Consider the following 13404-nt stretch of genomic DNA (forward strand, 5'->3'; position numbering starts at 1 on the left):
TCGCCCCACCCTGCGGCATCCGCCCGACCCCGATCTTCCTCGCGCGGTCGACGAGAGCGTCCTTGTCGCATTCCTCTTCCTGTGGAGGAATCGCGTTCGCGGCGACGCATCCCCCAACATCTCCGCGAGCCCGCACTCATTTCCCGAGCCCGCATCCGATTCGCGTGAAATGGATGCGGGCTCGACAAACGAATGCGGGCTCGCGGAAGAGGGCGGCGGGCGCCCCCACACGTAGGGGCGCCCCCCACACGTAGGGGCGCCCCTACACGTAGGGCGTCCGGCTTACACGAGCGAAGCCCTCCAGGCGGAGTGCAGCTGGGCGAACTTGCCCGTGCCCGCGATGAGGGTCTCGGGCTCGTCGTCCTCGATGATGCGACCGTGCTCCATCACGAGCACCCGGTCGGCGATCGCCACCGTCGACAGACGGTGCGCGATGATGATCGCCGTGCGATCGGCGAGCAGCGTCTGCAGGGCCTCCTGGATCAGCCGCTCCGACGGGATGTCGAGCGACGCCGTCGCCTCGTCCAGGATCAGCACCGCGGGGTCGGCGAGGAACGCGCGCGCGAACGAGATCAGCTGGCGCTGGCCCGCCGACACACGTCCACCGCGCTTGTTCACGTCGGTGTCGTAGCCGTCGGGCAGCGCCTGGATGAAGGCGTCGGCGCCCACCGCGCGGGCGGCCGCGCGGATCTCGTCGAGCGTCGCATCCGGCTTGCCGAAGGCGATGTTGTCCGCGACGGTGCCGCTGAACAGGTACGCCTCCTGCGTCACCATCACGATCGCGCGCCGCAGATCCTTCGGGTGCAGGTCCCGCAGGTCCACGCCGTCGAGCGTCACGCTGCCCCGCGTCGGGTCGTAGAACCGCGACACGAGCTTCGCGAGCGTCGACTTGCCCGCACCCGTCGTCCCGACGAGGGCGATCGTCTGGCCTGCCGGGATGTCCAGCGTGAAATCGGGCAGGATCGTGCGCCCCGAGGCGTAGCCGAACTCGACGTCGTCGAACCGCACGTGACCCGTCGAGGTCCACAGGTCGACGGGCGTGATCGGGTCCGGCACCGACGGCTCCTCCTCCAGCACGCCCGACACCTTCTCGAGCGCGGCCGTGGCGGACTGGTACGAGTTCAGGAACATCGCCACTTCCTCCAGCGGCGAGAAGAAGTTCCGCACGTACAGCAGCGCGCCGAGCAGCACGCCTACGGCCAGCTGGCCGTCGGCCACGCGGAAGGCGCCCCACAGCAACACGACCGAGAGCGTGATGTTGGCGAGCAGGATCATGCCCGGATCGAGCACGCCGTACAGCCTCACGAGCCGCAGATTCACCGCACGGTAGTCGGCGGAGATCTGTCCGAACTCGGCGTCGTTGCGCGTCTCCTTGCGGAACGCCTTGACGGCCCGCACGCCCGTCATCGTCTCGACGAACTGCACGATCAGCTTCGCGCTCACGACACGCGACGCGCGGAAGCCCTTCTGCGACTCGATGTAGAACCAGCGCATCAGGACCGACAGGGGGATGCCCATCAGCACGAGGACGAGGCCGCTCTGCCAGTCGAGCAGGAACAGCGCCACGAGCGTGAAGACCCCGTACAGGGCGCCCTGCACGAGCTGGTTGAGACCCCCGTCCAGCAGCTCGCGGATCGACTCCAGGTCGCTCGTCTGCCGCGAGATGATGCGTCCCGACGTGTAGCTCTCGTGGAACTCCAGGCTCAGCCGCTGCGTGTGCCGGAAGATGCGCGTGCGGAGGTCCATGAGGACCCCCTGCGTCAGCCGCGCCGAGAGGGTGACGTACCACGCGAGAAGCCCCGCGCCGATGCCGCCGGTCGCGATGTACAGCGCCGACACCATGAAGGCCGGCATCCAGTTCGCGTACTGCACGGCCTGCGGAAGCGCCTGGTCGATGCCCCACGCGATGAGCGCAGGCCCGAGCACGCGCAGCCCCGTGGAGGCGACGATGACGAGCGCCGTCAGGACCAGCAGTCGGCGCATCGGGCGGATGAGCGTACCCAGCAGCTTCAGCGAGCGGCGACGGATGACGCGGCTCTCGGCCTTGGTGTAATCGTGGCGGTCCTCGCCACGGGTGCCCAGAACGGTGGTCACAGGTTCACCTCCATCTCGTGTCGAACGGGTTCGGGTCTCGGCCGCTGCTCGTCGGCGGCGGCGGCCTCGAGGCTCGAGATCACATGCCGGTAGTGCGCGCTGTCGCGCAGCAGCTGCGAGTGCGTGCCGACGGCCGTGATGCGGCCGTCCTCGAGTACGGCGACGCGGTCGGCGAGCGCCACAGTCGAGGGGCGGTGGGCGACGATGAGCGCCGTCGTCGTCGCGAGCACGCGGCGAAGGGCTGCCTCCACCAGCGCCTCGGTGTCGACGTCGAGCGCCGACAGCGGGTCGTCGAGCACGAGCACCTTCGGAGCCGCCGCCACCGCGCGCGCGAGCGCGAGGCGCTGCCGCTGGCCGCCGGACAGGCTCAGGCCCTCCTCGCCGACCATCGTGTCGACGCCCTCCGGCAGCTCGTAGGCGAACCCGGCCTGGGCGATGTCGAGCGCCTCGCTCAGCACCGCCTCTGCCTCGGGACTGCGCGGATCGAGGCCGTCACGCCCGATCAGCACGTTCTCGCGCACGGTGGTCGAGAACAGCGTCGCATCCTCGAACGCCATCGCGATGTGCGTGCGCAGCTCGTCCAGGCGCAGATCGCGCACGTCGACGCCGTCGAGCTCGAGGCGTCCCTGCGTGACGTCGTACAGCCGCGTCGGCAGTGTCGTGAGGGTCGTCTTGCCCGATCCGGTGAGGCCCACGAGCGCCATGGTCTCGCCCGGCTCGAGCACGAGGTCCACGCCGTCCAGGAGATCGCGCTCCGACGCGGGGGCATCCGGGTACCGGAAGTGCACGTCGCGGAACGCGAGCTCGCCGCGCGGCTGGGCGATCGTCTTCGGCTCTGCAGGGTCGACGATCGCGTTCTCCTCATTGAGGACCTCGAACACACGGTCGGTGGCCGTGCGGGTGTCGACGAGGAACGAGAAGAGGAAGCCGAGCGACTCCAGCGGCCAGCGCAGGGCCGTCGCCATCGCGAAGAAGGCGAACAGCTCGCCGACCGTGAGCTGGTCCTGGCTCACGAGCCAGATGCCGAGGAGCAGGCAGAGTCCGAAGGCGACGATCGGCACCGCCTCCAGCCAGAACCACAGGATGCCGACCTCCTTCGCCTTGTTCATCTCCGTGCCGCGGAGCGTCTCGACCTGGCGGGTGAACTTCTGCAGCGCGTGCTTGCCGCGGCCGAAGGCCTTCAGCACACGGATGCCGTGCACGCTCTCCTCGACCGCAGTCGCGAGGTCGCCGGCCTGGTCCTGACTCCGGCGGGTCAGCGCGCCGTAGCGCTCCTCGAAGCGGTAGCCGAAGAACCACAGCGGGATCGACACGACGAGGAACGTCACCCCGAGCGACCAGTGCCAGCGGAAGAGCAGGAACGTGCCGATGATCACCGTCAGGACGTTGACCACGAGCAGGATCGACCCGAACGCCAGCCAGCGGCGGATCATGTTGATGTCCTGCATCATGCGCGACAGGAGCTGGCCGGACTGCCACTTGTCGTGGAAGGCCACCGGCAGACGCTGCAGGCGCTGGTAGAACGTCTGACGGATCGTGTACTCCACGCCCGTCGCCGGTGCGAGGACGAGCGCCCGGCGCAGGTAGACGAACACGGCCTCGAGGATGCCGAGGACGAGGACGCCGGCGACGGCGAGGACGATGAGCTGGGTGTTGCCCGATGCGATCGGTCCATCGACCGTGACCTGCAGGACGAGCGGGATGACGAGTGAGACCACGGCTGCGCCGAGCGCGACGAAGAAGCCTCCGACGAGGCGCGGCATGACGGGTCTGGCGAACGGGTAGAGGCGCCCGAGCGCCTGGAGAATGCTGAGTTTGGGGGGTGCAGAGAGTGTCATGGTCCTTGGCGAGGGTCGGTGACGGGTGTTTTCGGCAGGGCATGCCAGGGCATGCTGACGCCCGAGGCGCCTGATACGCAGTGGTCTGCGGGGTGTAACGCGGTGTGCGGCGATCGAATGCCGCGGGACGGAGAAGTCCGGTTATCCCTCGAAGACGTGCCGGCCGCGGACAGCGGGGAGGACGGCGACCGACTTGGCTGCGATGACGGCCTGATACATGTCTTCCTCCTTGTGTCACGGAAATGTGGCGGCCACGTCGAGGACGCGACAGCCCTCCAGCCTAAACCTGAAGGAACGCTGAATGCAAGGCTTGGATGAATTCGTGGTCAGGGACGGGCGACGACGATGCCCGCGCCGACGGGCGCGTCCATCGCGATGAGCGCCTCCACCGCTCCGGGCAGGTCGGTGACCCGGCCCACGAGCCGCGCAGGGTCGAGCGCGCCGTCCACGATCAGCTGCAGCATCGCCGGGTAGTCGGCGGCGGACATGCCGTGCGAGCCGAAGATCCCCAGTTCCCACGCGATCACGCGATCCCACGGAAGCGGGGCGGATGCCGCCGCGCCGAGCATGAGACCGACCTGCACGTGGCGGCCTTGACGGCGCAGACTGCGGACCGCTGCATCCGCCGTCGCCGCGGAGCCGAGCGCGTCGATCGTGACGTGCGCTCCCCCGCCGGTCGCGGCGACGACGTCGTCGACCGGGCGGCGCGAGAGCACCGTGGCGGATGCGCCCAGCTCACGGGCACGTGCGAGCGCCTGCTCGGAGAGGTCCACCGCGGTCACACGGGCGCCGAGCGCCCGGGCGACCATGATCGCGGAGAGGCCGACGCCGCCGCATCCGAACACCGCGACCTCCTCCCCCTCGCGCACGCCCGTCTGGCCGACGACAGCCCGGAAGGCGGTCGCGAAACGACAGCCGAGCGATGCCGCGGTCACGGCGTCGATGGCGTCAGGCAACCGGACGAGGTTGAGGTCCGCGACGCGGACCACGACGTATTCCGCGAACGAGCCGTGGTGCGTGAACCCGGGCTGGGTCTGGTTCGGGCACACCTGCGCCTGCCCGCTGCGGCACCACTGGCAGGCCCCGCAGCCGTTGACGAAGGGTGCGGTGACGCGGTCTCCGGGGGCGAAGCCGCGCACCTCGGCGCCGACCCGGGCGACGACGCCGGCGAACTCGTGCCCGGGGATCATCGGCAGCGGCACGGGGTCGTGCCCGCGCCAGGCGTGCCAGTCGGAGCGGCAGACGCCGGTCGCCTCGACGCGGACGACGGCGCCGTCCGCCGGGCACTCGGGGACCGGGACGTGATCGATGCGCGGGGTCGATCCGTACTCGTCGTACACCACGGCGCGCATCGAATCCGGCAGAGCAGTCTCCGTCATGGATCCATCCTCGCGGATGGTGCTCAGGCCGCAGCCTCCCGCGCCAGCAGGCTCTCCTTCACGTCGACGCCCCACGCGAATCCGCCGAGGGTCCCGTCCGTACGCAGCACGCGGTGGCACGGCACGAAGAGGGCGGGCGCGTTGCGTGCGCAGACGGATGCGGCGGCCCGCACGGCAGACGGCTGCCCGAGCTGCACGGCGAACTCCGTGTACGTGAGCGGGCGCCCGGGCGGGATCTCGCGCAGGGCGCGCCATCCGGTCTCCTGCATCGCGGTCCCGTGCTGGCGAACCTCGACCGCGGCGATGGCGTCGAGATCGCCCGCGTAGTACGCCGCGACGGCGGCCGCGGCATCCGTCTCGCCCTCCACCACGGTGTCGGGCCGAAGCGCGGGGTGGATGCGGGCGAGCGCGGCGTCGGGGTCGGCCGTCCATCCCGAGGCGAGGACGCGGCCGGCCTCGTCGGCGACGATCGTGAACGGGCCGTCGGGGGTTGCAATGGTCTGGAGAACAGCGGTCTGGATGACGGCGGTCATGAGAGCTCCTTGGTCGAGATGTCGGTGGGTTGCCTGCGCTGACGTGGGGGCACCGCTCGCCAGAGGTGTGCGGTGAGGTAGCTGCGCCACGGCGCGGTCCGCGCCGCCCAGGCGACGAGTCCGGATGCATCGGAGGGGATGCCGAGGGCCGCGGCGCCGGCGCGGGCGGCGACGTCTCCGGGCAGCAGCACGTCCGGGTCGCCTGTCACGCGCATCCGGACGTAGTCGGCCGTCCACGGCCCGACCCCGGGGAGCGCGAGGAGCGCCGCCCGCTGGGCGAGGGCGTCGTCGCCGCTCGAGAGCCGGAGGTCGCCGTTCGCGACGGCGGCCGCGGCACCCCTGACGGCACGGATGCGGGCGGCAGGCCCGCGCAGCACCTCCGCGCCGCGCTCGGCGATGGCCTCCATGCTGGGAAAGAGCAGTGCGCCGTCGGGAGTGCGCTCGCCGAGCGCCGCGGCGAGCGCGCTCAACGCGGTGCGGGCGGCCGCGACCGTGATCTGCTGGCCGATCATCGCCCGGATGAGCATCTCGTGCGGATCGGCGGCTCCCGGCACGCGGATGCCCGGGATCGCGGCGATCGACGTCGCCAGCTCGGGATGCGCGGCGAGCGCCGCATCCACCGCCATCGGATCCGCATCGAGGTCGAACAGACGGCGAGCCCTCGCGACGAGTACCGAGAGATCGCCCAGGTGGACGAGGCGTGCGCGAAGGCGGATGCGCTCCCCGTCTTGGCGGAGCTCGAACCACGCCGGTCCGCCGGGGAGCCGCAGGGTGCGGGAGAATGACGCGGGGCCTGCCTGCTCGACGTCCGTCACGGCGCGCGCCGCCATCCAGGCGAACAGCCCCTCGCCGTCGAACGGCCCGCGGACGGGCAGCAGGAGGTCGATCTCGCCGAGCGCGGTCGCATCCGGGGTGGTGTGGCGCCGCGCCCGCAGCTCGAGCGGGCTCATGGCGAACACCTCGCGCACGGTGTCGTTGAACTGCCGGACGCTCGCGAACCCGGCGGAGAACGCCACGTCCGCCGCGGTCATGTCGGTGCCGACGAGGAGCATGCGAGCCGTGTGCGCGCGCTGCGCGCGGGCCAGGGCGAGCGGTCCGGCGCCGAGCTCGGCGGTGAGCACGCGCGTGAGATGGCGCGGAGAGTAGCCGAGTCGGGATGCGAGTCCGGGAACCCCCTCGCGCTCGACCACGCCGTCGGCGATAAGTCGCATTGCGCGCCCGGCGACGTCGCCGCGCAGGTTCCACGCGGACGAGCCCGGCGCCGCCTCGGGCAGGCACCGCTTGCACGCGCGATACCCCGCCTCGTGTGCGGCCGCCGACGTCGGGAAGAACGTGACGTTCGAGGGCTTCGGCGTGCGCGCCGGGCAGCTCGGGCGGCAGTAGATGCCGGTGGAGCGCACCGCCGTCACGAACTGCCCGTCGAAGCGCACGTCGCGCGACTCGATCGCGCGGTAGCGCTCGTCGAAGGTCATGGCGGCCGGGCCCATGCTCACAGAGGCTCTGCGCGACGCGCCAGCGGCGAGTGGAGTGCGAGCGGGGATCGTGGTCATGCATCCAGAATCCCACGCCCCACCGACGCGCTCTCGCGGAAATCGGACATCGCGCTGGACGTCAAATTCGGGCGAGCGCCATCCCGGCGGGTAACCCCACGATCAGGTCCGGGAGGATCCGGTCGGGTTCGCCATGTCCGCGATGGCGGCAGCGAGCTCAACGGCCGGCCTGCCGATATCGAGCCGCAGTCCGGTCTCGTCGGCCTGGAGAGGTTCGAGCGTCTCGAGCTGCGAATCCAGCAGCGAGACCGGCATGAAGTGATCGGGTCGCTCGAGTCGCGTGCTCAGGAGCGTCCGCGTGCCGTGGAGCTCCGCGAGGACCGCGTCGGGCGCCTCGAAGCGGATCAGGTCGCGATACGAGCGCTTCAGCGCGGAGCACGCGACGACGATTCCCTGCCCCCGCGCGCCGGCCAAGGCGCGGCCGACCCTGTGGAGCCACGGCGCGCGGTCCTCATCGGTGAGAGGGACTCCCGCACTCATCTTCGCGACGTTCGTCGGCGGATGCAGGTCATCGCCGTCGAGGAACGCCGCGCCGAGAGCCGTCGCAACGAGCCGGCCGACCGTCGACTTCCCCGCACCGGACACTCCCATGACCACGATGCGCGCGGAGGACGGGACCGAGCCTCCCACGTTCACCAGTCGTGCATGGAGCCGTCGAGAAGACGATTCACCGGGAGATACGCCGCCTCGTACGGGAAGGCCGCGGCCACTGCGTCGTCGTAGTCGACACCGAGCCCGGCCACCTCGCCCGGCTTCAGCAGTCCGTCCTCGAACGTGTACGTCGTGCGGAACACCTCGTGCGTGTCGGCGCTGTGGCGCATGTACTCCTGGATGCCGAAGTTCGGGATGGCGATGCCGAGGTGGATGGCCGCGGCGAGCCCCACCGGCGAGACGTCGGTGGGCCCGTGGACACCCGACTTGATCTGGTACACCGCCGCGTAGTCGAAGATCCGCCGCAATCCGGTGATGCCCCCGGCATGCGTCACGGGTGAGCGGACGTAGTCGATGAGCTGCTCCTCAACGAGCTCCCGGTAGTCCCAGATGGTGTTGAAGACCTCGCCGATGGCGAGCGGCGTCGTCGTGTGTTCCCGCACGCGGCGCAGCGCCGCCTGGTTCTCGGCCGGCGTGACATCCTCCAGCCAGAACAGGTCATACGGCTCGAGCGACTTGCCGAGCTTCGCCGCCTGGATGGGGGTGAGCCGGTGGTGCGCGTCGTGCAGGAGCGGGAGTTCCGGCCCGAACTCGTTGCGCACCGCCTCGAAGACGGACGGAGCATGCCGCAGGTAGGCACGGGTGTCCCAGCTCTCCTCGACCGGGACCGCACTGCGCCGCGCGGGCTCGTAGTCGTAGCGGCTGTCGGTGCCGCTGCCTGCACCCGCCGAAGCGTTGCGGCTGGAGGCGACGCCGTAGACCGACGGGAGGCCGGGGATGCCCGTCTGCACGCGCACCGCGCGATACCCCTCTTCGAGGTGCTCGTTGATCGAGTCGAACAGCTCGGGCAGATCGGCCCCCGACGCATGCCCGTAGGTGAGGAGGCCGTCGCGGCTGCGGCCGCCGAGCAACTGGTACAGCGGGAGGCCGGCCGCCTTCGCCTTGATGTCCCACAGGGCGCTGTCGACGGCGGCGATCGCGGCCATGGTCACCGGGCCGCGCCGCCAGTACGCGCCCCGGTACAGGTACTGCCAGGTGTCCTCGATCCGGTGCGCGTCGCGACCTATCAGAAGCGGGACGACGTGCTCGCTCAGATACGCGGCCACCGCGAGCTCCCGCCCGTTCAACGTCGCATCGCCGAGGCCGGTGAAGCCGTCCTCGGTGGATATCCGCAGGGTCACGAAGTTCCGCCCGGGACTCGAGACGAGGACTTCGGCGGCGGTGATTCTCATGCAGTGGCTCCTTGGTGCGGGAAGGCTCCGCACGCGATGCGCGCGGCCAGCGGGTCGGTCAGTTGGGTCAGATCAGGGGCGATCGCCTGCAGCACGGCGACGGCACGGTCTCGGGGATCACGCAGCCGCCGAAGCTGTGCGACCAGTTCGCTGGCGCGCGGATCGCGAACGTCGGGTCCGATGAGGTACGCCGTCCACGCCGCCAGAACCCCGACTTGCGCCGCCCCGGGGCCGTGACCGGCGGCGAGTCGGGCCCGCAAGGGGTCGATGATGCGCGGGCCGAGCTTCTGGGAGCCGTCGGTGGCGATCTGCGCCAATCGGTGCTCGATGCGGCCGTTGCCGAAACGGGAGCGCAGCGCCGCGAGCGTCTCCTCCACCGCGGCGTCATCGAACGGCAGTCCGATCCGCTGTTCCTCCCACAGCCGCTCCAGTTCTGCGGCGATCAGGGGGTTTGCGACCGCCTCCGCCACGGTCGCGTTTCCGGCGGCGAGGCCGTAGTAAGAGAGAAGGGAGTGACCCGCGTTGAGCAGCCACAGCTTGCGCCGCTCATACGGCTCGACATCGTCGACGAAACGCGCTCCGCCCGCTTCCCACGTGGGCCGTCCGGCGGGGAAGTCCCCGGCGATCACCCATTCCGCGAACGGCTCGGCGACCACGGGAGCGGCATCGACCAGGCCGGTGAGCTCGAGCGCGACTCGTCGGTCCGCATCCGTCGTGGCGGGGGTGATCCGGTCGACCATCGACGACACGAAGGAGATCTCCGTGCGCAGCCAGGCATCCAGCTCGGACTCGGGCTCGACCAGCGCGAGAACCGCCTCACGGAGAACCTCGCCGTTGCGCGGGAGATTGTCGCAGCTCACGACCGCCATGCCGCCTGCGCCCGCCTCGAACCGCGCCCGGAGACCGTCGAGAACGCGTGCCGGCGCCGTCTCGCCGGACCGGTAGCCGGCCTCCGTCACCGTCAAGGTGAGGACGCCGACCTGCGGGTCCGAGAGCAGGCGCCGCCAGGCTCGGGAGTCGCCTCCGTCGTGCACGCTGCTCAGAGCCTCGACGATGACGGCGGCGTCGCCGTCGCGCGCCCTCTCGATGACGGTGTACACCGCATCCTGTGCCGCGAGGATGCGGGCCGCCTCGGGCGACCGGCCGGTGAACGCGGCGATCCCCCACCCCTCGCCGGAGCCCTTCGCTCGGGCTGCGTCGTTGGCCTGCTGGGTGAACCACGCCTGGTGAGAGCGGTGAAACGCTCCGAGCCCCAGATGCACGACCCGGACCGGATGGCGCGTCTCACGCGCCGAGGCGATCGAGGCGGGACGACTCATACCGACACCGCGCCGCGCGTCCGCGCCTCGACGGCGCGGAGGTAGTCCAGATCCTCGCGTGTGCGCCGCGCGAGCGGGAGCGCCGTCGAGAAGTCCTCGCTGGTGACCCAGCCGTCGTAGCCGAACTCGTGCAGGGCACGGAAGTAGGCGTCGACGTCGCCGACTCCGGCCCGGAGCGGTGCCCACTCGTGGCTCCAGCGGATCGTCCCGTCAGGAGCCGGCTCTCCGGGCAGCCACGCGACGTTCTTCACATGGACATGGGCCAGATAGGGGCCCAGGAGTTCGAAAGCGGAGAGGACTCGTTCCTGTCCCTCGATCACCAGGTTGCCGAGGTCGTGGATGACACCCACCGCGGAGGGGTCGAGCCCGTCGAGAAGCCGGAACGCGGCCGAGGCCGAGGCGGTGATGGTCTCGTGATGCAACTCGACGAGCACCTTGACGCCGAGGGCGGCCGCGACCGCCGCCGCGCGCTCGATGTCGCGGCGGGCGTGCGCGAACAGGTCGCGGTACTCACCCCGATCCGTGCGCGGCATCGTGACGCGGACCCGGCCGGCGCCGAGCGCCGCCGTCGCGGCCAGCATCCGGTCGACGTTCTCGTGATCGTCGCATCGCGCGTATCCGCCGATGCCCGAGAACTCAAGACCAGCCTCCCGGGTCAGCCGTGCGATCTCCGGCAACGACTCCTCCAGCCCGGTGAGCGGCCATGTGCAGCGGTTGCCGGCCCAGAAGCCGGGGACCGCCGCGGGCTCCTGATCGACGATGCGCCACTCGATCCCGTCCCAGCCTTGAGCCGAGACGATGCGAACCGCCTCTTCCGGGGTCCAGTCGGGGGTGGAGGCGGTGAAGACGGAGAACTTCATGCGTGCACCCCTGTCGATACGACCAGGTCGTCGAGCGACCCGTCGAGCACCTCGTCCATCCGCACGGCGCGGCCGAGAGTCGCCGACAGATACACGCCCCGCACCACGGCCAGCGACAGGAAGGCGTCAGCGACGGTCACGCCGGGAGGGCGCCGCGTCCGGATGGCGTCGATGATGTCCTCGTACTGACGGAGATGGCCGATGACGAACCGATCCGGTCCGCGGTCTACGCCCCGCAGCTCGCCGGCAGGGACGAGAGCGGGCGCCTGATTGCCGTCCGACTCGACCGTCCCGAAGTACTCGAGCTGGTCGTCGTCGATGATCGCAGACCCGCGATCGCCATGCACCTGCACGCGCACCGTCAGCCCGGGATAGGCCGCAGTGGTCGCGTGCACCACGGCGAGTGCGCCCGACTCGAACCGGATCGTCGCCACGGCGACATCCTCGACCTCTACGCGCTCGTGGGCCAGCAGCGCGGTGCGCGCGTCGATCTCGAGCGGAGTGCCGAGGAACCACACCAGCAGGTCGACCGTGTGCACGCCCTGGTTCATCACGGCTCCGCCGCCGTCGAGTTCCCAGGTCCCGCGCCACTTCCCCGAGTCGTAGTACTCCTGGCTGCGCCACCACGCGACGGAGGCGACGCCGCTCGTCAACCGGCCGAAGGCACCCGAGTGGGCCGCCTCGGCGACGACCCGGGATGCCGGGTCGAATCGATGCTGGCTGATCACGGAGACGACCAGGCCCTCGTGCTCGGCCCCGCGTGCCAACTCGAGGATCTTGCGCGCCCGAGGCAGCGAGACATCGAGCGGCTTCTCGATGACGACGTGCTTGCCGGCGACGAGCGCCTCCTCGGCGATCGCGACGTGGAGTCCGCTCGGCGTGCAGATCACGACGAGATCGAGCTCGGCTGCTCCGAGGGCGTCTCGGAGGTCGGAGAACTCCGCCGGCCGCGGGATCCCGGCCTCCGCCACCAGCTGGTCGGCGAGGGATGCCGCGGCCGCCGGCACCGCATCGACCAGTGCCGATATGGCGAGGTCGCGGTGGCGCAGGATGGCGCGGGCGTGATTGAGGCCGATGATCCCGCAGCCGACGATGGCCGCGTTCAGGGGGGTGCTCATGCGAGGGTGACTCCGATCCGGTCGGTGAGGGTGCGGAATGCGCGGCCGGCGACGCCGAACGCCGCCGGCCCGGAGAATCCGCCGAGGGCGTTCACGTCTGTCAGATGCGGCTCGAGCGACGCGAAGCCGGTGTAGCCGTCGTCGCGGAGCGCCGTGAGGGTCTCGAGCACCTGGCCGTCACCCGATCCGGCGGGCGTGACCTCGCCACTGCCGCTGCGGGCGTCCTTGACCTGGAGGTACTCGAGGTACGGCCGCAACCGCGCATAGCCGTCGTCGAACGGATGCGCGACGCCGACCTGAACGAAGTTCGCGCTGTCCCACGCGGCGCGCAGGGCGGGGGACCCGACGGATTCGAGGATGTCGAGGCAGCGCTCGGGGGTGTCGCCATAGATGTCCTTCTCGTTCTCATGGAGCAGGACGACATCGCCGGCCTCGGCCGCTTCGGCGAGGGCACGCATCCGCTCGAGCACGTCGTCGCGGATGCTCTCGACCGGCATCCCCTCCTCTCGGAAGAACGAGAAGAGGCGGATGTATCGGGTGCCCAGGCGGTGTGCTGCGCGGATGGCCCGCCTCAGCCGCTCGACCTCGTGCTCCACCGGAAGCGAGATGTCCACCTTGCCGACCGGTGACGCGATGGCCGAGACGCCCATCCCACGCTCGGAGAGCACCGCCGCCAGTCGATCGAGTCCCGCCTCGTCGAGGTCGACGATGTTGACCCCCCACGCGCTGCGCACTTCGATGTGGTTCGCTCCGAGCGCCTGCAGCACGGCGACCTGCACGGCGGGGTCCGGATCGATCTCGTCGCCGAAGCCCGACAACTTCCATGTCAC

At 70.6% G+C, this 13404-nt stretch carries 11 protein-coding genes; all 11 read right to left on the reverse strand.

Going from position 1 to position 13404, the window contains the following annotated elements:
- Positions 1–282: 282 nt before the first annotated feature.
- The 11 genes from AC0NZN_RS06745 to AC0NZN_RS06795 all read right to left on the reverse strand — a co-directional run bounded on the left by AC0NZN_RS06745 (position 283) and on the right by AC0NZN_RS06795 (position 13404).
- Positions 283–2094, reverse strand: coding sequence for an ABC transporter ATP-binding protein (locus AC0NZN_RS06745; protein WP_474591513.1), 1812 nt, complete (start codon positions 2092–2094; stop codon positions 283–285).
- A complete protein-coding gene (locus AC0NZN_RS06750; RefSeq protein ID WP_474591514.1) occupies positions 2091–3932 on the reverse strand; it encodes an ABC transporter ATP-binding protein in 1842 nt (613 codons plus the stop codon). The genes AC0NZN_RS06745 and AC0NZN_RS06750 overlap by 4 nt, the downstream gene beginning before the upstream one ends.
- 326 nt (positions 3933–4258) lie before the next feature.
- A complete protein-coding gene (locus AC0NZN_RS06755; RefSeq protein ID WP_474591618.1) occupies positions 4259–5284 on the reverse strand; it encodes a zinc-dependent alcohol dehydrogenase family protein in 1026 nt (341 codons plus the stop codon).
- Positions 5285–5334: 50 nt separating this feature from the next.
- Positions 5335–5844 carry a methylated-DNA--[protein]-cysteine S-methyltransferase gene (locus AC0NZN_RS06760; RefSeq protein WP_474591515.1) on the reverse strand — a complete coding sequence of 170 codons (510 nt, stop codon included), beginning with the start codon at positions 5842–5844 and terminating at the stop codon, positions 5335–5337.
- Entirely contained in the window at positions 5841–7331 is a 1491-nt protein-coding gene (locus AC0NZN_RS06765; RefSeq protein ID WP_474591619.1) for a bifunctional transcriptional activator/DNA repair enzyme AdaA, read from the reverse strand. The genes AC0NZN_RS06760 and AC0NZN_RS06765 overlap by 4 nt, the downstream gene beginning before the upstream one ends.
- Positions 7332–7496: 165 nt before the next feature.
- Entirely contained in the window at positions 7497–8030 is a 534-nt protein-coding gene (locus AC0NZN_RS06770; RefSeq protein WP_474591516.1) for a gluconokinase, read from the reverse strand.
- On the reverse strand, positions 8027–9277 hold the full coding sequence (gene manD / locus AC0NZN_RS06775) for a D-mannonate dehydratase ManD (RefSeq protein WP_474591517.1): 1251 nt from the start codon (positions 9275–9277) through the stop codon (positions 8027–8029). Before manD ends, AC0NZN_RS06770 begins: the two co-directional genes overlap by 4 nt.
- Positions 9274–10596, reverse strand: a complete 1323-nt coding sequence (locus AC0NZN_RS06780; protein ID WP_474591518.1) for a mannitol dehydrogenase family protein — start codon at positions 10594–10596, stop codon at positions 9274–9276. Before AC0NZN_RS06780 ends, manD begins: the two co-directional genes overlap by 4 nt.
- Positions 10593–11456: a sugar phosphate isomerase/epimerase family protein gene (locus tag AC0NZN_RS06785; protein ID WP_474591519.1), complete on the reverse strand. Its 864-nt coding sequence runs from the start codon at positions 11454–11456 to the stop codon at positions 10593–10595. The genes AC0NZN_RS06780 and AC0NZN_RS06785 overlap by 4 nt, the downstream gene beginning before the upstream one ends.
- On the reverse strand, positions 11453–12574 hold the full coding sequence (locus AC0NZN_RS06790) for a Gfo/Idh/MocA family protein (RefSeq protein ID WP_474591520.1): 1122 nt from the start codon (positions 12572–12574) through the stop codon (positions 11453–11455). Before AC0NZN_RS06790 ends, AC0NZN_RS06785 begins: the two co-directional genes overlap by 4 nt.
- The gene (locus AC0NZN_RS06795) at positions 12571–13404 is read right to left on the reverse strand and encodes a sugar phosphate isomerase/epimerase family protein (RefSeq protein WP_474591620.1); all 834 of its coding nucleotides are present in this window, start codon (positions 13402–13404) and stop codon (positions 12571–12573) included. Before AC0NZN_RS06795 ends, AC0NZN_RS06790 begins: the two co-directional genes overlap by 4 nt.

Source organism: Microbacterium sp. sgz311019 (assembly GCF_056135325.1).

Coding starts and splice junctions, on each gene's coding strand:
- AC0NZN_RS06750 (WP_474591514.1), bottom strand. CDS start 3,932: ATGACACTCTCTGCACCCCCCAAACTCAGCATTCTCCAGGCGCTCGGG.
- AC0NZN_RS06755 (WP_474591618.1), bottom strand. CDS start 5,284: ATGCGCGCCGTGGTGTACGACGAGTACGGATCGACCCCGCGCATCGAT.
- AC0NZN_RS06760 (WP_474591515.1), bottom strand. CDS start 5,844: ATGACCGCCGTCATCCAGACCGCTGTTCTCCAGACCATTGCAACCCCC.
- AC0NZN_RS06765 (WP_474591619.1), bottom strand. CDS start 7,331: ATGGGCCCGGCCGCCATGACCTTCGACGAGCGCTACCGCGCGATCGAG.
- manD (WP_474591517.1), bottom strand. CDS start 9,277: ATGAGAATCACCGCCGCCGAAGTCCTCGTCTCGAGTCCCGGGCGGAAC.
- AC0NZN_RS06780 (WP_474591518.1), bottom strand. CDS start 10,596: ATGAGTCGTCCCGCCTCGATCGCCTCGGCGCGTGAGACGCGCCATCCG.
- AC0NZN_RS06785 (WP_474591519.1), bottom strand. CDS start 11,456: ATGAAGTTCTCCGTCTTCACCGCCTCCACCCCCGACTGGACCCCGGAA.
- AC0NZN_RS06790 (WP_474591520.1), bottom strand. CDS start 12,574: ATGAGCACCCCCCTGAACGCGGCCATCGTCGGCTGCGGGATCATCGGC.